This is a genomic window from Fimbriimonas sp. LA-C6 (assembly GCF_055398105.1).
In genome coordinates this window covers 3,422,847-3,448,892 of the sequence record NZ_AP038796.1, presented here as the reverse complement: position 1 = coordinate 3,448,892, position 26,046 = coordinate 3,422,847, and the positions used below count along the sequence as shown (strand labels likewise).

Annotated in this window: 10 protein-coding genes; all 10 read right to left on the bottom strand. The window is 51.8% G+C overall.

The genetic code is table 11. From position 1 onward, the window contains the following. Positions 1-100 precede the first annotated feature (100 nt). The 10 genes from ACZ51B_RS15825 to ACZ51B_RS15780 all read right to left on the bottom strand — a co-directional run bounded on the left by ACZ51B_RS15825 (position 101) and on the right by ACZ51B_RS15780 (position 25,843). Positions 101-7,051, bottom strand: a complete 6,951-nt coding sequence (locus ACZ51B_RS15825) for a hypothetical protein (RefSeq protein WP_464294309.1) — start codon at positions 7,049-7,051, stop codon at positions 101-103. A gap of 89 nt (positions 7,052-7,140) precedes the next feature. Beyond that, the gene (locus tag ACZ51B_RS15820) at positions 7,141-11,958 is read right to left on the bottom strand and encodes a hypothetical protein (RefSeq protein WP_464294308.1); all 4,818 of its coding nucleotides are present in this window, start codon (positions 11,956-11,958) and stop codon (positions 7,141-7,143) included. Positions 11,959-11,960: 2 nt separating this feature from the next. Beyond that, complete coding sequence (locus tag ACZ51B_RS15815; RefSeq protein WP_464294307.1) at positions 11,961-15,161, bottom strand: hypothetical protein; 3,201 nt, start codon at positions 15,159-15,161, stop codon at positions 11,961-11,963. Positions 15,162-15,167: 6 nt separating this feature from the next. Further along, a complete protein-coding gene (locus tag ACZ51B_RS15810) occupies positions 15,168-17,297 on the bottom strand; it encodes a type II secretion system protein (RefSeq protein WP_464294306.1) in 2,130 nt (709 codons plus the stop codon). Then, entirely contained in the window at positions 17,294-19,375 is a 2,082-nt protein-coding gene (locus ACZ51B_RS15805; protein ID WP_464294305.1) for a hypothetical protein, read from the bottom strand. Before ACZ51B_RS15805 ends, ACZ51B_RS15810 begins: the two co-directional genes overlap by 4 nt. Positions 19,376-19,428: 53 nt before the next feature. After that, on the bottom strand, positions 19,429-20,238 hold the full coding sequence (locus ACZ51B_RS15800) for a type II secretion system protein (protein ID WP_464294304.1): 810 nt from the start codon (positions 20,236-20,238) through the stop codon (positions 19,429-19,431). Continuing rightward, positions 20,235-21,446: a prepilin peptidase gene (locus ACZ51B_RS15795; RefSeq protein WP_464294303.1), complete on the bottom strand. Its 1,212-nt coding sequence runs from the start codon at positions 21,444-21,446 to the stop codon at positions 20,235-20,237. The genes ACZ51B_RS15800 and ACZ51B_RS15795 overlap by 4 nt, the downstream gene beginning before the upstream one ends. Positions 21,447-21,526: 80 nt before the next feature. Next, a complete protein-coding gene (locus tag ACZ51B_RS15790; protein WP_464294302.1) occupies positions 21,527-22,762 on the bottom strand; it encodes a type II secretion system F family protein in 1,236 nt (411 codons plus the stop codon). 12 nt (positions 22,763-22,774) lie between these two features. After that, complete coding sequence (locus ACZ51B_RS15785) at positions 22,775-23,878, bottom strand: type IV pilus twitching motility protein PilT (protein WP_464297191.1); 1,104 nt, start codon at positions 23,876-23,878, stop codon at positions 22,775-22,777. Between the two features lie 192 nt (positions 23,879-24,070). Then, entirely contained in the window at positions 24,071-25,843 is a 1,773-nt protein-coding gene (locus tag ACZ51B_RS15780) for a GspE/PulE family protein (protein ID WP_464294301.1), read from the bottom strand. Between the last annotated feature and the right edge of the window lie 203 nt (positions 25,844-26,046).

Sequence of the window (26,046 nt, the reverse complement as noted above, 5' to 3'; positions counted from 1 at the left end):
AACGCCTTAACGACGAAACCAAAAATGCATTTGGTTCATCTCAGCAAAAAAAAGGGCGAGAACTTAATGTTCTCGCCCTTTTTAGGTTCAAAATCGCCGTTTACTGGCCAGCAATAACTGGGGCATATCGAGGCGCAATTGTTTGGAAATAGATGTCCGGTGAACCGTTTCTCGTGCTCGTGTAGAACATCCATACGAGCGGCGGACGGCGGTTGTCATTATTGCCTGAACTTTGGTATGTGAACGGATCCAGGAATACCGAAAGGTTCGACTCGTTTGACGCACCACTGATGAGAATTGGCTCTTCACCTTTCTCAAGGACAAACGACACGGGGGCCGTAATGACCAACGGATTCGGCAGAGCCTGTCCAGCATCATCCACACCTCGATAGGACACCGTCACAACCGAGTTCTCATCAGCTGCTGAGAAGTAGATGCGATTGTTGGATGGATCGACTTGATAGGGTCCAACATTTCCAGTGACCTTGAGGAACTGGAGCACTCCTCCCTGACCAGTGGCAACCTTGGACGGGAGACGAACACCAAACCTCATCGACGACATATAGGGCCGAGTGGTTTGACTGTTTCCAGCCGCGCTGCGGCCGTAGAAGAAGTTAAACCGATCATTCCTTATGTTGTTCTGAACCGTAGCGTAGTTTCCGTTTGCTTGGTACCAGTAGGTCAAATCGCTGACGATGCGATCATCAAAGAGTGTCGTCGGAGTCGTGTAACCCGACGTATTGCCTTCCGTGACCCGGAGGAACACCGGCGTGTAGGTAAGCCGTATTTCGGATTTCTGCTGCGGAATGCCGACGCTGAACCGAACAGTGCCCTGACTTGGGTCCAAGAAGACCTTGCCACCCAACTGGCTATCGTAGGAGATGATTCCAGATTGTGGATCCACCTTCTTGTTTCCGGCCAACAGATTTCGGCTTGTGCCATCAGCAAGGAACATCAGCAGTTGAACTGGATCGTTAGGAGCCGCTGCATCAGGAACGGCCCTGAGGTTCCAAAGCACACCTCGGGCACGGTACACGCCATTTCCTTCGCTCAGCAATCTCTCATTTGTTTGCTGCGGCAGATACTGGAACGGAGTTCCAGCCCCACTCACTTCCCCGCTGAATCCAGATGCATCCACGATATTCAGTGCGTTCGCTACAAACGAGTTTGAATCGAACGGCACATGCTCAGCATCACTCTTCTGCTGACCAAAGTTCAGCCGAGACATGTAAACCTCTGCATTCGGTCGCCCTTTAAGCCGACCGGTGAATGTCAGGTCGATCACAGCACCCGAGTTAGAGTTACGAATCCCAGCCGAAGGACCGGAGACTGAAGAGAATCCATTGCCGAAGTCAAGCGTAATCGGTGTACCTACCGCGTTCGTGCCCAGCCTCGACGCATGAATCGTTGTTTGGCCCGCACTTGTAACGGGATAGAACACAAGTCCAAGAAGATTTCCACCCGTGTGGAACGAGACAATGCTTGGTCGCCCCTTCTTAGTAAGAGGATCCTCCCGCACTGCCACCGGATCGCCGAGTGTCACAGATCCACCCGCGGCGGTTCGAGCAGTCGCTACGAACACCTTGGACTCTTCGACACGACCAGAATCGGTCGACTTCTGAATTCCACCGGTAAAGGCCATGAGTGTTGTATCAAAGATAGGCCCCGAAGGATTCAGAGGATCAAACATTCCCTTTGCAGGAAATACCGGAGACTCAAAGTGACTACTCTTCGCTACCTGAGCTTCACCAGCAGCCAGCGGGAACGCATTGGCTACCTGCCCATCACTGGGGTAGGACTCAACCGCATGGTGGAACCAACTGTTGTTGCTATCAGGCAAGAAGAAGTTCAAATCCCTCAATGCGCCCGTCGGCGTGTAGCCATAGAAGTTGTTCGTCGGGACATTGAGACCGCCAGCGAAAGAACCTGCGTTAGCTACAGTTCCAACAGAGAGTCTTGAGAACGGATTCGTGGTCGGCTGGGTTCCATCAAACCCAAGTCGATTTGAAGTGAATGCAACGATCAGCGATCCGAGTCCGTCCCGCATACCTGCAGGCTGCGCATTGAACGGCACAAACTTGTTGACCGATGGGTCAAAGCTGTTCGTGTCGTACATCGGAGCCGTAGAAGATGATCTACCACTGGTTAAACGTGTCTCCGTTACCGTAAAGGACAGCTTAAGAGTCGGGTCAGAATAGGGTTCATAGGCCTTTCCACCCGGCGCAGTCGGCTGCCACACGCTCTGCCAACCTTTGAAGGGCTGCCAGTCATCAATGACTCTAATATTCTCACTATAGGTTCCAACCGGGAATCCAAGCGGAATAGAAGTTGTGATCAAGGGTGCACCGAGAGGATAACCCGGAACAAGCCCGCTACCTCCCGTCACGCCCAAGTTCGAGTTGGACCGAATGATAGGATTAACGCTAAGAGCAGTCGGGCCAGTGTCCGTAACACGAGGCTTCTGCAGAATGACATTGGTGTTCGAAGATTGTTTTGGATTCTGGGGTGCAAACTCAGGGTCGAGGTTGCTGTGAAGGTCGAATAGACCATCCAGTGCAGCGAGTCGATCATTTTGAGCCGATCCAAAGGTCCACGGCGTGTAGCCAACCTGAGGATCAATCCATGCCTTCGCAAGCCGGACATTCAAGAGATTGGTATTTCCATCGTTCAAAACATTGAACGACTTATACATTGCCTTGAAGTCACCAACGCCTGTAATGGGATTAAAGGCACCACTCCAACCCGCCGGCCCGAATGGCTGTGCCGGGGAGTAACCAGCACCACTTGCAAGCGTTCCCAAGTCGAGCGTTGGCTCCTGAATGAGAATCTTGAAGTCGTGGACAATTCCAAGCGACATGTTGAAGGAGCGGTAAGGCTGCTGCCCACCCACGGTGAACTGGCCGTTCCCACTATTCAGAAAAGCCCGTGCATGGCCGAAGTACCCCTGAGTTGGAACACGCCCAAGGGAGTCGTGTCGCAAGTTCGTAAAGTCGTCAGGAAGGTCTGCCGTCCCCAGATTGAGCATCGCCGCAACGTCCGGACCGGGCTGATACTTAGGCACATCAAAGGAGATGTTCACAAACGTGGGAATGAGTTTCCGAAGCGACTTATCATCTCCGTCCGTAAACAGCTTATTGCTGGAATTCAAAGGAGGGTTCAGTGAAACCTCTGTCAAAAGAGGATTCTCAGCATTTCCAGTCGGATCCTTCGTAAATCGGATGTTCTCACGCCCGATATTTGGATAGTCAAGGCTTCTGTTAGGGAACGTACTTGGTACATCCTCGTACCTCGGATAAAGGAAACTGTCTAATCCGCGATAGACAGTGGATGCGCCTCCCTGCCACTGAAGATTAGAACGCTCCATTCGAAGGTTTGTTATTCCCCTTCCAGTTAGGGCAACCATAAGACTGCGGTCATACAAGGCAATAACAGAAGACTCTGTCTTACCATGATTCACGAAGCCAGGTGTGGACACTAATTGTGCCTGGAGGTAGCTTGAGCCCGCAATGTTGGGCGAGCCATTAGCCCGGTTCTCAGGCAAACTGCCATCGTTGTTGGCTCCTATCTGTAGGCCGGGGTTCGTGGCATTCGCTCCATTGAAATCGAACACTCTGAGACCCAACGGGTTAGCAACATAGAAGTTCGCCTTGTTCCGGGGGTCGTTCATGTACTCTTGCGAGGCGAATGAAGCATCAGCACCTGCGGAGGTGATATTTACACGGATCTCTCCATCCCCAGGAGGCACCTGGTTCGGCCCACTTGGCTGGAACGTAAACGGAATCACTGCATAACCGTTCGCAGTAAGACCTGTTCCTGGAGGCTGGGTGATGTTAGGACTGACTCCCGAAGAATTGAACTTGTGAGTATCAACAGGAACCTGCCTCAACACAACTCCATTCAGCGAAATGGTCACATTCACCGTAGGCGGCGGCACAGTCTTTCCACCGGTGTTCTTATCCAGGTACGGGAATCCGTACACCATGATGTATGCCGTCTCCCCTAGCTCAAAGCCCATAGGGTTAAGCGGATTAAATCCATAGGTATACAAAGAGTTGGTCGTCGCATCCGAATAGGTCAACTGCCCTTCATTGCTCGACGTGATCGTCCTGAGCGCCTGGTACCCAAGCGGCTTCATGAAGGTGATCTTCGCATGAGTGAAGACCTCTCCAAGACCAGGGTTATTCGTGTCGTTGCCAGGATTTACGGGCAGATCACCACCCGTACCAACTCCCTCGTTATTCGGGTCCTCGTTGAATGCGGAAATGAATCCATCGCTGTCCGTGATGTACAGCCAACCATTGGAAAACGCAGGGGTCGTGGTCATTGGCCCACGCGTCCCGATATATCGAGCCTGCCGGAACGTATTGCTTGCGTCCGAGTAGATGTTATAGTCTCCAGCTCGCGCAAACATGAAGTAAAGGAACCCGTCTGCTCCAGGAATGGTGACTACCGGAAACGGACGTGCATTCTGATTGCGGTCTGCAGTCGTGATGACCGTGAATCCAAGGTTAGCCGTGGAGACGACTCCCAACTCGTTGGTTCGGTAATTTCGACCGTCCGTGCTCTGAAGTAATGCGCCCGTTTCAGCCACGAAGCCGTACAGGTACCGATTGTGGTTTAACACATACACCACATTCGGGTGTGGACTTGGACTCAGGCCGGACCCAGGATAAGTTCCTGAGTTAACGGCGTCAATCATCGCGCCAGGAACCGTCGTCGGGCCGGTGATAAAGTCGCTGACATACTCCGAAACTACAGTGCTTCCGGCGTTAGTCCCATCGAATTTCCAAGAGACTTGACCATTCGACAAATTAAGAGCGTAAAAAGTGCCCGGGACGCCGTCCTGATTCTGGTTCTGTAGCGTTCCAAAGTAAAGCCGGTTGAAGGCCAGTGAAGGCGTCATCTCAATCGGCGGCAAGGTCACCGACGTTGCAGATGGGAACTGCCAGCGCACCGAGGTGGTGTGTGTGGCATCGCCATTACCTAGAGCGTTCAACGCGTAGATGCGGCCTTCGCTTGCCGGAACAAAGACTGTGGGTCCAGGTGCTCCGTCCGCCGTGTCACCAAACACAACAGAACCCCGAAGCGCCCCAATCCCATCCTTCTGGATGGCCGTATTCGGATAGTCATCAGGGAACGTCCAAACGCGTTTGGTCGATCCAATCTTATGACTGGAAGTGACATAGTCACCTCGTCCCGTCATATCGATACAATACACACGTCCGTTGGAAGCGCCAATATAGAGGTAATCAGCACCATTGATCCGCTTGACCAAAGCCGAACTGATATCAAACTGCTGCGGCATCTTCGCGATGGCCACATTGTCCCGCGGTGGCGTAATCGAGGGGTTGACAACTCCATCAATGCCCTCAGATAAGTTGGGATCCACCCAAGTCGTATCGGTCAAGTCGGCAGTGCTGGGATAGCTCCAATACTCTGTAGTGGTTCCATCGCCGTTACCCGTCGCATCAAGACAGTGAATCTTTCCAGCCTCATCAGCAACAATCACGACCTTGGTGTCGACAATTGTGGAATCCGACTTCTTGATCAACGCCATGGTATTTACCGGCGTTGACTTGATAGCGATGCTCTTAGGAACTACAAACCGAACGGCGTCTGCATAAGCTTTTCTTCCAGCTGTAATGTCCGCAGCGTACGTGAGCGAAGTCCCATTGGTAATAACCACTTTCAGCGGCAAGCTGTTTTTCGAATGAGTGTAACGTCGGGTACCAAGCTTCAGCCATCCGGATTTCTGAGACTGATCCATCACACCGAACGTCGTTACATTTCCTTCGATGATCTGATACTCAACGGCGTGTCCATACTTTTCCGTACCGTTGTCGCCGGGGACATACGCATAGATCTCGTAATCGCCGTCTTCCATGGTCGGAGCATAAGTCACAGAAGAGGTTGGCGTCGTATCAAGCACAACCGGAGCATCCAAGTAGTTGCTCCCCTGGTGAAAAGGATTCGTGGTCTCCGCAACCCAAAGCGGTGAAGCCTGAGCCGCGATGTTGTCCATATTCACGGACAGGTTGGACTCTTCGAGAGGCGAATATCTCCAGTTCACACGTGGCGTAGCATTGTTAGTCCACAACGCCATGTTGCCTTCATAGGAAGTAACCACACCTTTTTGAATAGGAGTGTAGATACCACCAATAACTGAACTCGTCACCTGCGTGAGGGCCGACACAACACTCAAATTCGTGTTCGAGCCGAAAGAAGCCGAAGTCGGCGAGGCGTCGAAGATGCCTGCCTTCGGAACAGCCTGGACAGCATCCGCATAGACCAAGTAGTGGCTTGGAGTCGGATCCGATGCATCCAACCTCAGCTGACCATTTGCGTCACGGGGAACAGTATTGTAAAGCCGAACGGTAATGGGCGTGCCATCCGATGGGAACACTACGTTGGAGGAAGCTCCACCGTTCCCCAGCCGCACAAATCCAAAACCAGCCAAAGAAGTGTCAACGATATCTACAAATTTCTGTCCCGAACCGTAAGTGACTTCATAAACGAAATATCGCTGAGTGAACAGCTTCTTGCCACTAACAACCGTTCCACCAATTGGTAGCCAAACGGAAACGGCATAGGACCGCTCAGTGCCAGAAGGAGGAACAAATTTCCACTCGAAATACTGTGCGGTTCCGAATGCAGCCTTAGTAGGGTCGTTCAGGTCGGAGGCAACACAAGTCGAATAGTAGTAGCTTGGTGATCGTTCCCGAAGATCCTGTGCGAAGAATCCGATTGGGTTCTTTCTTCGAGGCAAAACGTAAGGGACAGTCGCTTCCTCACTAAGAGCGGGTTGACCCCAGCCCGCAGTGGCCGTGACAACTCCGTAAGGGTTCGCATCATACGGCCCACCTGGCAAGCCAGATGTGTTGACAAAGTCCGTGTTATCAATCGTGAGCGTACGCGTAGCCGCAATGCCAGAAGGATCAAACCAGCGCAGACGAGTCCGCCCTGATCCGTTTGCGGCGGGATTTCCGTTGTGTCCCGTACGATCACTACCGCCATTGAGACTAGGAAAGTCACCTGGGCTCTGCGCAAGCAAGGCCGCTGATAATAGGGCCCCTGTTGCCACAAGGATCGATTTCCATCCACTCTTTCGTGATGCCATTGATTTCACCAAGTCAAACTTAATCATCGTCGGTCCGCAAATACAGGTGCTACCAATCCGCGCACCAAGGAAACCGGAGGCAATGCAAACCGAAGGCTCATGGGAGTAAAGCCTAGGTTGTTAATGCCTACTGCATATCGTCCGGGGACGTGGGTTGGATCATCCGCAAGACCATCCAACATCACCACCTCTCCCTTGAAAGGATCACCAGAGAGTTTCGTTCCCGTATATCCATTCACGATCAAAACTTCACCTGAGTCCAGTCGCTTCGCATAAGTCGGCCGGAACCCTCTCGGATTCGACCCGCTTGGGCTGTTGCTAAAGTCAGTTCGAATCGACGTATAAGCTAGACTGTTGATCATCCAAATTGGTTTGCCCAAAACGGATTGATCGTCGCTAATCGCCGTCGATGGGTCGACAGTGAACTCGTACACGCCGTTTGCATCACTCACCATCACAGCAAGAACGCTTCCAGAACCCGCCGATCGAAGCGAGCTCGTCACCGAAGTCACGCCGCTGAAGTAGTGATAGCCGCCGTTCTTACTAGAAGCAAAAGTTCCGAAGTCGTACTGGCCCGTCTTGGTATTCCAGAAACGTGTTCCAGAAAGATCGTCCAGCATGAACCGGTTATAAACTCTCGTGCCGCCAGGAGTGGTCGGATCGAACACGACGAAACCGCCGTTTCCAACCGCAGATTCCCGAACCGACGTACCGGATGTGCCGGAATCCAACCCAGCGTCAGACCTTGCTGGCTGAGCATTTGCGATCCCAGCCACATAAACATAGTGGTCCTTCACAAACTCTCGACTGATGCTGCTGTAGTTAAAGTCCTTGCCACTCACATTCGCAGGCGACTGCCAGTAGAGGACTCCAAGTTGAGGCAAACTGGTCGTCGGAATCTGCCCATTTACAGGGTCAGCGTCCGGCATGGGAACAGTTGCCATGACAGGTCCAACAATTCTAAACGTTGCGGAATCCACTTCATACCGGTCGACCATCTCAACAAGACGGTGATTGCCGGTATCAGCAACTAAATAGTGGATCCAGTATTCAATTGGCTTCTGACCAGTAAGCAACTCAGGATCGCCAGCGTTGTGATAAACAAAATTCTCGTAGGTCAAGACATCGCTGGGCGAGTTGAATGTACGAGGCTGGCTAGCAACATAACCCGCAGGCAGGTGATTGTAGTCAGGAATATACTTCTCCAAAGCCCGAATCTCAGTTCCAGTCTTATCAGCCCGAACAACTCGATTCGCACCCGAATCGACAACCAAAAGATCCGACTCACCCACTGCATAGGCCTTCGTAGGTCGCGAGAAAGTCTTCACAGTTCCCGCAAACCCGCTCGCCGAGCTTCCAGCATTGATAAAGCTGTTGATCTCTTCCAGGGCATTGCCACTCGAATCGACTCGCAGAACACGTCCTTCATCACAGACCAAGAAGTCCGCTTTGCTAAGTCCGAACAGACCCTTATTGGTCCAAGCAAGCAAAGAACCTTCGCCACCAGCAAGACCTTGCACACTGTCTGATCCAACCAAGACACTCTGATTCAAGCGAATCTTATAAGTGTCAAAGTCCGTAATTCCCTGAAGCTGGGGCATTCGAAATGCTGGATTAGCAAAGGTTGAGTTCCCGCTCTGGGCAGAATCAAGTTGGTACACCTGATTGAGCCAAGGTCGCGAAGCGTTCGCTTTCACGTAGGAGTTGTTCACTCCAAAATCGGTATCCATTGCCCAAACCACACCCTGCGCTTTTGGAACACCGGAAAGCAAAATCGATGGCAGAGCGCTAGAACCCGAAACGAAAGCAGTGCCACCTGTAACCAGCGGCCCACTCTTCATAGTGCCACCATTAAACACGGAGTACCAGAGAAGAGGTGTCCACCGATCACCAGATGCTTCTGGCTCTCTCAGCTGATCAGGAGAACCGGGAACACGAATAATGATTGGCTGGCTGAGGCTAATCGAGTTCTGAATGGCTCCATTCTGCTCAGCACACAAGCTGTCCAACCGAATCACACCTTGGTTCTTATCATAGGTAAAGGTGCCGGTCGAGATCGAACTTGAAGTCTCCGGTGTCGTCAAACTCGAACTTCGCGTGAAGTCAGGTTGAACCAACGTGACGTTATCGCCCAAATTGCCCACGCGTAGTTCGGGAGTCTCAGGCTCAGCTTTAAACGCCATCAAGATCGATACCGGAACGGAAAATGGAAGACCAACTGGACTCTTAAACGCGTTCGCGACCACATAGACCACACCATTTCGCACCGAAGGCCCGCCAACAAAGGCAAAGTGGTGCATCGGCGCGTTCAAGAATGGCTTGGCCGCAGGAACAGTGGTCAGGTCGTCCGTATCCTGGAAAGTAGCCGCGTAGCTTTGGGTCGCCGTCTGGTTGAGCAAAATATTGTGATCGTTATAAAGATCAAACTTACTCACCATCCGGAAACTTCCTCTTCCCAGATCTTCACGAAGAGCGTAGTACGTGCTCGCCTTCAACGAATCGTTCGCACCAGAATAACCGACCGGATTGCCTACCACGGCGTAGATTGTTCCGCGAGGACTCATTGCTACATTGCCGAGAATCTGACGCGGAGGTGGATTGGTTGCCAAACTGGGCGACGGGAACACCACGCTGCCTCTCAACGCAGGTTGCGGACTAGATGCAGCCGTCGCACTCCAGTCGATAGAGTAGTCAACCCTCAGATCTCTGTACTTCGCGTCAAAAGTAGTCCTGTCCGTGACCGTAGGATCTGCGAGAACCAAACGGATCTTGCCTGGAGCATCTCCAGCTGCAGGAACAGAACTGAAAACACTGTTCAGCGCAGACGCGCTCAGAGGATTTCCATTGATATCCGAGAGGGATACTTTGACGCCCAGCCGCTTTAAAGCCTCAGAACTGTTTGACTGAGGGAAGTAAATGTTAGGTCCGCCAGCCCGGGCAGCGCGAGTATTGATATTTAGCTGAATAGAGCTACCATCAACATCAATCGAGTAGTCAGGAGTCTCGCCCCGAACACCCAGCCACAAACTGCTGATACCAGGCTGCTTGTTGCTCGTTGAAATACCCGGCAGATAGACGACCCGATCCAATGCCCCTGAGTTGTCTTGCACTGGGATATAACCGACAGTCGGACTGCCAGTCGGGCTTTGCAGTCCACTGGTCCCTTCTGGCCCACCTATTCGCCATGACTCACCAATGCCAGAACTGCCTGGCAAAACCACACCTTGAGAGATGTCGACAAGCCAGATCATTCCCATCGGATTAGTGCTACTCGTAGATGCAGCTGACGAGGCAGCAACAAACGCTAATCCATCGTGTACCGTCGGTGCGATCGGCTGTCCTTCGTAGTGAACGGTTCCCACTGTGGATGGAGGCGCTACGCTGTAGGTCTCAGCATACGTTCCACCTAAAAGGTGACCGTTCTGATGTTTCATCAAGTCGAAACCATGCAATCGCCCCGCGCTGTCAACCACCAAGACCATGTCCGAATGATCGGTTCCAGCCTGATCAGGCAATTCAACGCAAACAGGTGACGAAACGGCTCCTGATCCAATCTGACCGCTCTGCCAAATCAAATCGTAAGTTAAGCCTTTCGATGAATCCCGAAGTCCATCCGAAGGTGCAGAGTTGCCAGACAACCAAATCCCGTCATCTGGATCCCCATCTCCGTCGAGATCCCGATTGGGAACAGCGTCATAGACCATAAGCCGGCCATTTGCGACACTCACAGCAAGGCCCTTATAAATAGTGGCACCTGTGGGTGCACCCGTATTGACATTAGAGAACCGAGTCAGCAAGGGAGCCGTGAGATCGATCGATCCGCTGCTAGACTTTCGCGAGCCACCTGCATCCTGCCGGTAATCCGTCGCGAGGGACACGATGTTGACCGCTAACTTTGCGGCTGCGACACCATCTGCTGGCAAATTCGCTTGGAGCGCCACATAGTCATTGTTCGATAGCAGAGAGCCTCGATTCACTGGATCAAGAACGTGGTTCAAAGCAATGCTTGGCCCCTGAGGCGTAACCACAATGTAGCCATCCCCAATCTGACCAAGGGAGATAGAAGGCTGAGTTCCTAGGAACGTAATCGGCCTAAACCGAGAAAATTGGGCAAACAGGGGAAGGTAGCTATCTGTACGTGCAGCACCTTCATCACTGCCAGGATTGATCTGCCCAATCACCATCGAATTTGGATGGAGAAGATTAAGATCACTCGAAGTCAGCTTGTTAGGTGTGGACAACAAAGGATGTAATCGATCAGCAAACTGAGCGCCAGAACCCACGCGATTCACAAAAGCCAACGGGAAATTGTTGACTTCATTGATGCCGCTGGAGGAGGCAGCCAGCCCACCCGTGTCAATCCAAAGCACTCCACCCTGATCAACAAACCGTGTCAACTTCTCGCGTTCCGCAGCGGTCAAAGAAGCATAAGCGTAAGGATTGAGAAGCAATAAGTCGTAATCCGCCAAAGATTGGTCAGTCGAGTTTGCCAAGTAGACGTTCCAATACTCCTGCGTATTCTTCGTCACAGGCGAACCAATATCTGGCTTGGTAGGCGTGTTCAAAGCGATATACCGGTTCTGAATATCACCCGTAACGGCCCCTGGTGCGTGTGGATTGTAGATGTTCCAACCCACAGGTTTTACTGACGTCGCTTTATCCAGGTTATAAAGTGCAAAGGGCCCAACACTCATGCCCTGAGAGCCGCTTACCTTGGCGCTCTCAAGGATGACGATTCCTGCCCGGACCTTCTGAGTTTTTCTGGCTTGACCTTGCGGACCCGCCACTGCCAAGGAAGCAGCAGCGAGGAGTCCAATGAGTCCGAGTACACGACGTAGCATGTTTACTGCACCTCTCCAAAGTAAGTTAGCTGCGGGCTAACCGGAAGTCGTGGCATCGGCGGCAACGCTCTTCCTAATGAATCTGCTCGAATCTGCGGATTCTTATTGAAATCGTTAATAGACGACACTCCCAAAACCCGACCACTTGCCAGGACTGGATCGTATTTGATGATGATGTTAGGCTGTACCGGAGCACCGATGGACTGGTGCTGATTAGGAATCGTTCCCGTCGTCGCAAAGTCGCCAGGAATCCAACCCCACTTCTTCAACCACTCGGATTGAATCGCCATGGGAGGAGGCATATTCTCGCTCACCGCACCGACGATCGTGATTCGAATGTCGAGCGGCTCGCCGTAGAAAGGTGTGTCCTTATCAACGCCAAACGCGGTAACACGCTTGTAGTTCTTCTCGTCCGTGCTGGTAACACCCTGATAGATCCCGGTGCCATTGACGTAGTCGGCCCGATTGTCATTCGTATTCGGATTGAACCATCGGCCTGGAATGACCACAAAGGAGCCTTCCTCAGCGTAGATGGATGCCTCAATTCGAATGTCACCTGGAACCAGTGCGGCACCTGCAAAATCGTAATCGTTGGTCGCAACTCCATTGATCGAACCAGGTCGAATCGTGAAGTCATTGGGCGACTGAGCAAACAATCCGAAAGGTCTCGCAGGAACAGCTGAAGAAAGAGCCGTGATCAAGCCATTGCTGTAACTTGTGGTTGCAGGATCAATCAGCGTGAACGCACGTGTCTCAAGCTTGTTGTAGCGCTGCCAAGGATCGGTACCCAATCCATAAAGGGTGATCGGATTTGCCCCAGATCCAAGATAGGTTGAAGCAGTGTTCGTAAGGATGTCCGTTCCAGCACCACGGTCATCGCCCGGGAATACGAACGAGCTGTTCGTCCCAAATCCATCGTTCACATTCAAAGTGATGAAACTTGCAGAGGCCGTACCGTCATCCATCGTATGCTTGATCAGCAACTTGGTCGGCATGCCGTACTCCAAGTTAAAAGGCTTCCAAGTCGTTGGGTTAGATGGATCAAAGCCCGTTGGTTCGAAGCCCTTTTTAGGCTCAGGATCAAGACCAAGCTCTCCGGTCAAAAGAAGTCGGTTATCTGTCCCGCTACCCGTGGTCTCCATACGAACCGCTGTGAAACCAAGCAGATTTTGCTGGTCATTGACTTCCTTTGGCGACTGACCTGGCGAGAGTCCAAGGAACTGAGTGGTATTGAGAGCAACGTAGTCCTTAGCAGCGAGCATCAAGGTCGACTTGCTCATCCGCCCAAGAGCATTGTTATAAGGCTCCTGACCGTTCAACTGCGTCACATCGTTCCCGACGACACCCTTAAGAATGCTGCCCTCGATGTAAATCGTAGCGTTAGACACCAACGTCATTTGAACATCGGTTGGGATAATGCCCCGAACGCGAACGTTTCCTTCAAAGTACAGGACACCGTTAAAAGGCTGCCCTCGATCAAAGGGAATACTGCTGGTCTTCGAGTTAATCGTCGGTCCAGCGCCGCCGAACAAAGGCTTACCCTGAGAATCGACGCTCAGGTTGTTAACAATATAAGGAACGCCGTTGACGGTACCTATTCGGAATCGAAGCGTATTCAACCCAGAATCAGAACCATCGATATTTTTCCAAGTCTCGCTGCGTTGGATCGTAAAGCCATCCGGCAGGAGCTGAACAAAAGCACCGCGAGGAATGTAGAAAGGTCCCTTCCAGCCAGAGTTGGTATCACCACTGTTCGGGTTAAACCAGTCGTGTAGCAGCGAGTTCTCACCCTCCGTAATCTTACGTGAGGTCTCATCGCTTGCATCCTGCTTATCAGCAAAGTTGTCGATGTAAGGCCCGCCACCTTGGCCGAATGCACCGGTATTGCCAGCACTCGTCACGTAACCGCTGCCACGCGTCATCGCAACATACCGATTTTCTTTCGTGTCAACGTCATGCTCCAGCAAGGAAGGAGGAGTCAAAGGTGGAACACCTCTTGGGCCACCCGCGGAATCCATGCTCGAAGAACCGTCTAAAAACAGACCAAGGACAGAGTTGAAAGCTCCACGCGAATTAGGCTGCCCCAAATTTACGGAGGGCTGATTCACGTAGGCCCCAGCAGAGCCAGAGGTTGGTTTCGAGAAGGTCGAGAAGTTGAGAGTGACCTTAGCCTTATCAGCGCTCGTCACCGAACCCGAGGTCATGACCTTCTCCCCAAGACCCTTGTTCAAGAAGAAGTTGATCTGCCCGTAGAGCAACAGGTCAGCGTTCGAGCGGAAAGAACCGTACCCGTATGCCGCACCATTATTGGAAAGTGCCGGACCATTAGGCGTACCGATCTGTAAAGGAACCGCAGAGGAAACGTCCAATCCAGCGTAGCTGGCACCCATCTCAGGCGGGATGCCAATATCCGCTGCACGCGAGACCTCAAACTTGTTCGTAATAAAACGTGCGTAGTCAGTAATTCCAATGGTCGCAAAAGCGATCAATTTCCGGCTATTCGCAAACTGGCTATCAAACTTCTTCAGAGCGCTCAGAGCCGACCAAAGCCCAGCGTCACTTGCAAAGTTCTTGTACTGAATCGCACCTTTAGGATTGAGGGTTGTCGGGTCGTTTAGATCAACCACACCATCTCGGCCAATCGACTCAATCACCAAATAGTTATGAGCTTCACCCGGGTTTCGGATCGCGCCAAGCGGGGATGCGCTAAAGATATTGGCGTCGGTCGGTGCATAGGAAACTCGCACAAGCGCACGCGCCTTTCTGAAATTCAACCGGATAAACGGTCCCTTACCATCCGGACCACCCAAGTCGAATGGGCTTGGATCGTTTGGAGCGTCAGGTCGGATCTTTCGAGTAGGCCGATTGTTCGCATCCAAGTCAGGCTGCCGCAGGTAATAAGCGTCTGGATCGGCCGTAATGCCACTGTTAGGAGCAGTCTCGGTCAAGGCAACCGGCGTACCGCGCCAGTCAGCACCCAATGGCGACTTCACCAACTGACTATGAGCGTAACGAATACCTGCCTCGGCAGCATCGTTCGCTTCAGCCCGAAGGTTGTTCGTAGCAGAGCCCTTAACGTTGCTATTGACAATCCCTAGAAATACAAACCCAAGGATTAGCAATAGGCCCAAGATGATCATCGCTACGATGAGCGTTTGACCAGATTCTCGTTTTCTCGGCATGAATCGAATCGAAGGGTTCATTTCAAATTACCTGTTAAAGTTCCGCAGAGTTGCAGTGCTCTTCAGAGTGACTGTCTGCGGATTAGGCAGATCGGCTTGCGCATAGTTGCGAACCGTAAGCAAAACCTGAAGCACCTGCTGCGTATCGTAATCGACTGTGAAAGTATCCGAAGATGTTCCATTCGAACCAGTAAATTGGAAGCGATAGGAAACGGTAACCGGAGTCGTAGAAGGCAGCGGCGCGTTAGGGTCAGAATTCAGTTGAATGTAACCAGCCTTGTAGCGAGGCTGAATGACCGCACTCACAAAATCGGTCGGCGTGTACTGAGCCGGAGGATTCGGAAGACCGAGCAATGCATAGTTCGGCTCTTTCTGATCCACATAGTTAATTCGATACTCGTTTGGTCCCGGATTGCGGGTCGTACGTGTATAGCGAACCTTGTTCCCATAGTTGGGACCAGGAGTCTGGTCTGGACCGTACACAACCTCAGTGCCCGGCGTGATGTGGCATCGATTCAGCCCTGTATTTGGATCAACGAAGCCAGTCACCGTATCCGAAAAATGGACCGGGCAGAGAGGAGGAAGTGTTCCGTCCTCGTTTGGTGTTACCGCAAGGTAAATAAAACGTTGAATGTCAGGCTGAAGATTTGGGTTCTCATTCCATGCCCTGTTAAAGGCAGAATTGATCTCATATCCTGCCCCACCGTAGACAGCACCTGCACCCGTGCTATTCAGCGGGCTCAATGCCTGCCCCGTCTGAGTGATCGGGAGGTTAATATGTCCAAGGTTTATCGCAGGATTACCCACTTCGCTGATATTAAAACTCGTCAGGATCTTTCCGCTTTTGTTATTAACAACATACGGAGTAAACATCTGACGCATACCACTATCATTTACCCAGAACGGATGCTGCTCAGCAGCGTCGACTTGAACGATAGCTTGCGGATCGGTTGCAGCCTGAGTAAACGGATATCCGGTACCGCTTGCAACAGTTCCCTCGTAAACACCCAGATCAAACAAAGTCCATGGAATGCCACCTGGCACCTGGGCATCGATTACGAAGTCAGTGCCACGCTGTGAACCCATTTGGAACACATCAGTTCCAGGGTTAAATCCAGGCTGATAGTTTCGGACAACCGCGTTGACCCAAAGGCCATTTCTACCTTTGTAAACGTCTGGAGCGACAAGCGCCGCACCGTTGGTCTCTTCACCAGGACGAACCGCCAGTTTGCCTTCCACAACGTCCTTCGTCATAGTCGTTGGACGGAACTGAATGAGAGGCAGGATATTGGGAAGTCCGTTTGCGGCAACCTGAACCTTACGACTAGCTTTGTCGTAAATCGGCATGATCATGTCATAACGAGAGACCTCGGTCTTGATAACAGACTTCTTCAGCCAGTTAACAATTCGATCATGCTTCTTGCTATCGGGCGTACCATCAGGAGCAGTTGCATCATCAATGAAGAACTTGGGATCATCAATTTCAGCAACGCCGCCGTTGTTTCGGAAAAAGTCAGTCGTCGCAGGCACCTCGGCGCGGTACAAAACAAACAGATTGTCTCGCCCTCCAGCCTTAGACATCAAGAGCCCATCATACGGGTTATTGTAGGGCTTAAATGGATCCCGCAACCCAATGAACCACCTGACGAGCGTGGTGCCAGGGGCTATAGGCAACCGATATTGACCCTTAGGAGCCGTGAGCGTAGGATCGGCAAGGCCCGAGACGGGGTTAATGTAGGTCACTCCATCAGCGGCCAAGTCGCCATTTTCAGCTGGCTTGAAGTAGTCCAGTTTGGAGTACGGCAAAACATAGTCCACACTTGGCCCGCCAACGATCCGAGGAATCTGAATAATAATCGAATGCGCAGGCGCTGTCGTCTTAGAAAACTTCGAATTATCCGACAGATCGGCTTGGTTGAGGAAGGCTGGAACCAGCCCGTCAATACGGCGAACACTAGCAGCATTTCCAATCTCTCGGACAATCTGCTCGGAAATTTGTCGCGCCTTCCACTGAGCATCAGCAAAAGCTTGTCCTGCCCGAGTGATATTAAAACTCTGGAATACAGGCAGCACGATGAGCGTCATCAAGACGGCCGTGATAGCCATCACAGTGATCAGTTCAATAAGCGTGAAACCACGCTGGGACTTTCTCATCATCGAATATCCTCTCGCTGCAGGTAGGTCTCAGTGCTACTGCGGCGCCAGTTCCAACTGTACTGGTCGATCAGCTTCGCATTCTTCGTCGAGTCACTTGTCAGAGTGAAGGAACCTGGATTCCACATCGCTCGAACCACCAGCGACGCACCCTTCACATTCTTACAGGGAGTGCCGTAATACTTGTCGTCCAACCCGACCGCCTGAGGATCGATGTCCCGAATGTCTACCGAAGGCAAACCGGTTCCATCGTTCACTGCCGGATATCGAATCACAAAATCCTGGCCAGAGATTTCCCGAGGAGGTGTGTTAGGGTCATCATTCTTGTACCGATAGTAAATCGTCCCAATCGAAACCTTGCGATTCGCATCCGTGACTGGGAAGTAAAGACGTGTCGCCAAACTTCCATCAGCAAACGCACCACCCGGACTGAACTGGCCATGGCCTGGCTTAGTAGTGCTCAGGTCGCCGTAAACCAGGGTGAACTGAGAAGTCGTCTTGATTGGCTGCACCGCAAACTCTTTCCTAGCCATGTACAGCACACGCAGAGTTCGCCCCTTGAGGTCAACACCCATGGTTGGCTTACCGGGCAGTCGAAGTCGGGCAGCGAGCCCATCAATGTTAGGCTGAAGATCCTGAGCTGGCTTGATCGTAACCACTCCACGACTCTTATCCACAGACACCAACACGTTTCCGCTTCCGTCAATCTCATCAACGGTAGCCCCAGTCTCCACATCAACCAAAACCATGTGGTCAGCCTTAGGGTTACTGCCAGCAGCGCTCTCCAAGAAGATGCCAGCCAACTTGCGTCCGTCAGGACCCGTCTGGCCACCAACCTTCAGACTCTGAACAGGCAACTGATAGTCGTACTGAGAATTCTGCTGATCAACAGGAACCCGGAACTCATCGTGAAGGATCCGCCAGTCGTACACATCGTAGCTCACACGAGCCAGAAGTGGCTCTCGAGATCCATCAGGCCGAGAAATCACCTGGTCGTAAGCAGCGGGACTGAAGATGAGAGCACCCAGTGTCTCATCCACAACCTTGTACACATAAGGATTACCAGCCGAAACAGCGTTCTTGAAATCAGTGTCGCCTAGCTCCTGATAAGCAGGGGCCACCTTCACAGAGTCAGTATCAACGGCCAACAAACTCTCACCCACACCAAAGGCACCTGAATTCTTCAAGATATTCTGAATCGGCACTCGGATAAGCGGTTTGGAAGCATCGGAAGCCTTGCGGACAGAGACTTGCAAGTCAAGATAGTCTCGTCGTCGGAAACCTGCACCCGATCCAATGTAGGCAGAAACGCGAATCAAGTAGTTCCGATCAAAATTCACATTCGTCGGCAAGAGCAGGTAAGCAAAGCCATTGGAGGTACTGCCCATGTAAAACACACTGGCAGGCACCGTTTGGGTTGTCGACACATATCGTGCATCGTCCGAAACACCCTTAGTCGTCACATCCGTCACAGGACTCTGATCAACCAAGAGATCTTTGGGAAGCCCAGTTCCAACACTTAGGTCGTTCGCAACAGCCGTGAGGTTGATGGCCACATTTGAACTATCCCGAATAACCTTAATCGGGCCGTAGTTCAACAGCATCAGACCACCGTAAAGATCACCTACAGCGCGAGGAGCCGGAACGCGCTTTCCTTCGTGATAGATATGCTTGGCCACATTTGGCCCAGAGTTCTGAAGCCAATCGCCAATCTGGTTCCCATCCTTGTCAGTCAGGATTCCACTCGCATCTACCGTGTCACCAGCAGCAAGATTCAGGCTTTCAAAGGAGCGGTTGTCAACCAGAATATTCCCACTAGAGTCGTAGCGAACCGCAAAGATATCCTCTGGCAGCTGATCAGAATTGATCTTAAGCTGCTCGGTCATGGAACGCGTCAGAGACCGCACCTGGGCCGTGGTCCTTGTGTCTTCAAGAACCCGAAGACCACGCGGAAAGATCTGGATGACAGCGAGGATTCCCACAAGGAAAACCACGATCACAACCAAAATTTCCACAAGCGTAGTACCCGCCTGACGGATTCCACGCAACGGCTTTACTTCTTTCGGGCTATCTGACCCCATATTCAACACACTTTGCCTTCGCAACAACGTAACGGCTCCTTTAGTTATCTGATTCAGGGCTGGATCTGCCAAGCCTTTGTAGCAACATCCAACGAGTCCGTCGGACGAGCAGCACCGCTTAGGTAAAGCACGATGTCCTGCTTAATATGCTGTGGATTCCCGTTCGAGTCGTAATCTCGGAAGAAACTATCCCAAGTAATCACGGTCGTATCGGGCGGCTCAGAGTAAATCAACTGACGAGGATCGTCGCTTCCACTTCCCATCTCTGTGGTGGGATCAGGAGAACAAACGTCACCCGGAACAGTGTAGCCAGTCCAAGCCCGTGTATACCGAAGCTCATCAACCTGACCCACACGCGCGACATCATATCCGCTTATGCGGTAGAAAACTGCCGGCACTGAGGAGCATCCAGAAGATCGATCCGCGATCAAAAACGGATCACCTGCACCGAATCGTTGAGTAGGCTTCCCTGCCTGGTGCATTCCAATACCGGGCCACTTGGCTGTAGTAACCTCACTCTCAAGCACTCCACCAGCTACACCTCTCAACAGAGAAGGACGTAACGTCTGGACCGAATCGATTCGCTTGGGATACAGTGCACCCACTACAGAGTTTGCCGGTACAGTCGCAACCGTGCCGCTATACGAATCCACGTAACCCAAAAGGCTTGGGGGATACGCACCCTGGTCCACCCGATAAAGGAGCAACGCAGAGCGAATGGAGTTCATATTCGACATGTCAGAAGAGCGATAAGCGCTCTTCTTAGCCTGGGCAAACACCGGGAAAATGATCCCAGCGAGAATGCCAATGATCGCAATGACCACCAACAATTCGATTAAAGTAAATGCTTTAGTACGGTTCATACAGAGCCTGCCCTACAGTCTTCACACTCACAGACTGTCATTTGATCGCGGATGTTCCATTTCCCATCCTCGAAATAATTTGTCCTAACACTTCTAACCAAGGTCCGCTTCACACCCTGCCGCGCAACCTCAAAATCTGCCATTGAAACAGCTCTGTTCAACTCGCGAGTCGAACGTCCAGCCAAGCTTCCGGTCTGATTTTTCCAATATTCGCGCATCGACTTCTCAATCGGTTGAGCAAAGAGAATGCAAACAATCGCACCCGCCGCCAAGTAAGGGCCGAAAGGGATGGTCGTGTAAGACGGCTCCCATTCCTCTTCGCTGTCTAGCTCCTCACTCGAGTCAATACCCATCAAACCGTAAACCTTGGGAACGAAAATCCCAAGAATGTCGATGCACAACAAGTAGATGACGCCGCATTTAATGAGGCTGCCGATCGACTCAGGTTCGTACAATTCTTCCTCTTCGCTATCCCCAGAGTCTTTGGACGCATCCTCCGATACCTGAGGTTTCTTCTTGCTGTTAAGAACAATGAGAAGAACGCCGATTACCAAACCTAAAACCACAGCAATCGCAAGGTTCGCCAACACCAGAAGAGGACCGATCAGAGCGCCAACACCCCGCATCATCTTGATATCCCCATGCCCCATGGCGTCCTTTCCAAATGCCAATCGCCCCAGCAGAGCAATCCCCCAAAGAAGACCCCAACCCAGCAGCGCTCCATACAAAGCCTGCTCCAACTGATGCGTGAAAACGGAGTACCCAACGCCAACAACCAGAAGGAAGGCATTGAGCTCATCGGGAATGATGTACAACTCCCAGTCAATAAAGATCACCGCAACCAGCCCAGCAGCCATCAACGCATAAGCAATCGCCTGCGGAACCATTGGGTTAGCAGAAGAGCTCATCGTCCGGAACCAAATACCCGCAAAGATAGATCCCGTCAGTAGCTCCACAAACAGATACCGTGGAGCAACCGGCTCCTTGCAGTACCGGCACTTCCCTCCCGTGCTCAGCCAACTAAAGATCGGAAACAGATCAATCCATTCCAACGAATGCTGGCACCGGGGGCAGAAACTTCTCTTCGGCTCAGAGAAGGAAAGGTTGCGAGGAAGACGATAAATAACCATGTTCAGGAAACTGCCAATGAACGCTCCGATAACGAAGCCGATCACCGCAGTCCAAGCCGGAAACAGAGGGTCATTCATGTTATTTTTTCTAGTCTATCGCACCCACAAAAAAGGCCTGCCGAATTTGCCCGGCAGGCCCTCTTGTGTAAAAGGAGGCCTTACTTGTCGTCGTCCCCACCACCGGAAGACAGTTTCGAGATAACGTCAACCAGCGGCAAGAACATCGCAACAACGATGAAGCCTACAACGAAACCAAGGCTCACAATCATAATCGGCTCAATCGCAGCTGTTAGAGATGCCAGGGCCGCCTCAACCTCTGACTCATAAAAGTCAGCGATCTTCTGAAGCATAAAGTCCAGCGAACCAGACTCTTCACCAACACCGATCATGTGAACAACCATCGGAGGGAACAGCTTCGACTCTTCCAGAGGATCGCCGATTCGGTCTCCTTCACGGATTCGAGCTCGAGCATCCATCAACGCGTCCGACATGATGCTGTTGCCAACAGTACCAGCCACCGTCTCCATAGCCTGCAAAATCGGAACACCCGAAGTCAGCAACGTACCCATGGTTCGGCTAAACCGCGCCATACAGATCTTGTGGTGCAATTTGCCAAAAACCGGAACCTTCAACTTCAGTCGGTCAACGACACGCCGCCCAAACCGAGTCTGAACAAACAGTCGATACAAGAAGATGAAGACCACAATTCCAATCGTGACCATCCACCAGTAGTACTTGATCACGTTCGAAACGTCGATCAAGAACTTGGTAGGTGCCGGCAGGTCGTCCGCCTTCAATCCAAGGTCGGTCAAAATAGCCGCCCACTGAGGAACGAACCACGTAACCAGGAAGATAACAATACCGGTCGCCATGATCGCAACCAAAACTGGATACGTCATAGCCGACTTCACCTTTCGGCGAAGCTCAACGTCCTTTTCAAGGAACTGTGAAAGACGCTGGAGCGACTCTTCCAGAACACCACCGACTTCTCCAGCCTTAATAAGACCAATGAAAAGGTTCGAGAACGTCTTAGGATGGCGCTGCATGGCGCGAGAAAGGCTTTCGCCTCCTTCAACACGCTCACCAATGTCGATCAAGATCTTCTTGAGCTTGGCGTCCTGAGTCTGATGGCTCAAAACGTCCAGACATCGAACAAGCGAAACACCCGCGTCAACCATCGTCGAGAACTGACGACAGAAAACCGAGAGGTGACCAAGCTTGACCTTACCGTAAGTCTTCGACTTAGGAGACTTGGACTTGATCATCGTCAATTCGGTGATCGTAAATCCTTGCTCCTCAAACCGTTTTCTTAGGATATCCTCGCTTTCCGCATCTGCGGTCCCCTTTTGAAGACCGCCGCTGGCATCCCTGAAAGTGTAGCTATAGACCGGCATAAGTGTTTCCTCTTACCTTCTCACTGGACCGGAACCTGGAGCTCCTCCCTGTCCGGCTGCTGGAGTGTTGATCATCTTGCGAAGCTCTTCTGGGTTCTGACATCGAGACATCGCATCTTCCAAGCTAACAAAGCCCTTCAGATACAAATCGCGGAGCGTCTGGTCCATCGTGATCATTCCCATATTTCCGCTTGTCTGAATCATGGACGGAATCTGGTGGGTCTTCGCTTCACGAATAAGGTTTCGAATAGCAGGAGAAGCAATCATGATCTCGTTTGCAGGAACACGTCCAGGTGCACCCATTCGCGGCAGAAGCTGCTGCGAAATAATCGAAACAAGGTTGTTCGAAAGCTGAACACGAATCTGCTCCTGCTGCCCAGGAGGGAAAACGTCAATCATACGGTCAACGGATTCCGCAGCGTTGTTCGTGTGAAGCGTAGCAAACACAAGGTGACCAGTTTCAGCAGCTGTAATAGCCAACGAAATAGTCTCCATGTCGCGCATTTCACCAACGAGCAAGATGTCTGGGTCTTCACGAAGCGAAGCGCGCAGAGCGTTCGAGAAGCTCTTGGTGTCGCCGCCCACTTCACGCTGGTTAATGATCGACTGCTTGTGAACGTGCAGATATTCGATCGGGTCCTCAATCGTGATAATGTGGTGAGCAAAATTGATGTTGATGTGGTTGATCATCGCAGCAAGCGATGTCGACTTACCAGAACCCGTAGGTCCCGTAACGAGAATCAAACCACGAGGCTTAAGACATAAGGTCTCAAGAATCGGGGGAAGGTTCAAGTCGCGAACTGTCGGAATCTTCTGAGGAATCAAACGAAACGCGGCCGCAATCGAACCCTTCTCGCGGTACATGTTCACACGGAAACGAGCACGGCGTGGAAGAGTGTACGAGAAGTCCAACTCCAACGTGGTTTCAAACTTGTTGATGCTCTCGTCCGAAATGATGTCATACATCATTCGCTGAACAGCCTGTGGCGTAAACGCCTCGTAGTTCAGCCTCTTGAGCTTTCCATCTTCCCGGATAACAGGAGGAGCACCCTGAGAGATGTGAAGGTCCGATGCATTTCGATCAACCACGATATGCAGCAGTTCATCGATATGCAGATCTTCTAGAGTTTCAGGCGCACCTGCCTTTTCGACCTTCTCGGGTTGCTCTCCATAAGCGGGAGGAGCAGCCATTCCGGTCTGAACAGGAGGGAGTCCGCCGGCTGCTGCTGGCTGACCCTGCTGGGGTGGAGGAGTGCCTCCCTGATTGAATGAATTGTTCTGCATCACGTTCCTATAAGTCGTCCTACGTTAGAAACCAGCCGTAAAGACGACGCGCATAACTTCTGAAGGGTCGGTAACTCCCTGAAGAACCTTCAATAGACCGTCTTCACGCAGCTCGTGCATACCATTTGCCTTCGCTGCTTCCTTAACGTCGTTCAAAGGCGCACGGCGGACAACCATCTCTGCAATCTCTGCATTCATGACCATCAACTCGTGCACTCCAGTTCGTCCACGATATCCCGTCATACGGTTATTCTCCGCTGGGATTCCACGATATAGAGTGACCATATCGTCTGGATCGTTCGGGGTGAAGCCAAAACGCTTCAAATCTATAGCAGGAACCTCGTACGGCTCCTTGTTGTCGGGGTCAATCTTTCTTGCAAGTCGCTGAGCAAGCGAAGCAATCAAAGTCGCAGCGATCAAGTAAGGCTCAACACCCATGTCGATAAGACGCAGCGTCGAAGAAGGCGCATCGTTCGTGTGAAGCGTGGAGAGCACAAGGTGACCCGTAAGCGCCGACTCAATCGCGATTTCGGCAGTTTCAAGGTCACGAATTTCTCCGACCATCATGATGTCCGGGTCTTGCCGCAAGAATGCACGCAGTGCAGTGGCAAACGTCAGACCGGCCTTTCGGTTCATACCTACCTGGGCAATACCGTTCAGCTGATACTCAATCGGATCCTCAGCAGTAACGATGTTCACGCCAATCGTGTTCAGCTTGTTCAGAACCGAGTAAAGCGTCGTCGTCTTTCCAGAACCCGTAGGACCCGTACAGAGGAACAGACCGTTTGGCTGACTCACCAACTCTTCGATAATGAGCTGGTTCTCTTCGGTAAAGCCAATCTTTTCCAAGCCGATCATAATGCTCGACTTGTCCAAAATACGCATAACGATCTTCTCTCCAAAAGGAGTAGGGATCGAGCTAACACGAAGGTCGAACTCTTTACCTGCGTGTCGAACTTCAATACGACCGTCCTGAGGAATACGCCTTTCAGCAATATTCATGTCGGCCATGATCTTCAAACGGCTGATCAGCGGAGCCATCAGGTTACGAGGAACCGTCATCGCCTCCATCAAAACACCGTCAATTCGGTATCGAACACGCACGGAGCGCTGTTGAGGCTCAACGTGAATGTCAGAAGCTCGGTCGGCAATCGCCTGCTGAATCAAAGCGTTGGCCAACTTGATGATCGGAGCCTGCTCCGCCATCTTCTCATCGCCATCTCCGCCAGCATCATCCTCTTCTCGACCGCGAGCCACACCAGCAGCCGCAATCGACATTCGGATGTCAGCACGCAAGTCCGCAGACTGAGCAGGAGCCGCAGGCGCCGCCGCAGCAGCAGCCTCAGCACCAGGCTGAACAACTCCGCCGCCGTAATACTTACGAATCGCATCATCAAGCGCAGCCTGAAGAGCGAGAACCGGCATCACACGACAACCAGAGGCCATCTTGATGTCATCAATCGCCAAGATGTTGTTCGGATTGCTCATGGCAAGCCAGAGCGTCGTGTCCTGCTTGCGAACAGGCAAAACGTTGTGTGCTTTGATCAAACGCTCAGGGACAACGTTCAGAGCGCTGGATTCAATCGTAAGCCGATCCAAGTCAACAAAGCCATAACCCATTTCCTGGGCTTTCGCCTGAACTACCTCTCGCTCTCCAACAATATTCAAAGAAACGAGAACGCGATCAAGCGGCTGACCTGTTTGGTTAGCTACTTTTTGTGCTTCATCAAGCTGCTCCTGCTTCAGAAAACCTTTCTGCATCAAGAACTGCACCATCGAGACTCTCGGCAACGCCATATGTGTACTCACCCAGCCCAATCAGACCTTGAGAGGCTTAACCTCTCAATGATCGACTATTGTAGACCAAAAGGCCCAATTTTTCTCGTCGTTTGAAACGACCTTTAACGAACGAAGGACGGAATCGTTTCGACAATTCGTTCGCAAGAGTCTTCTAAACGCTCTTAATCTTCGCATTCAACTCGCCATTCCCAATGAACTTC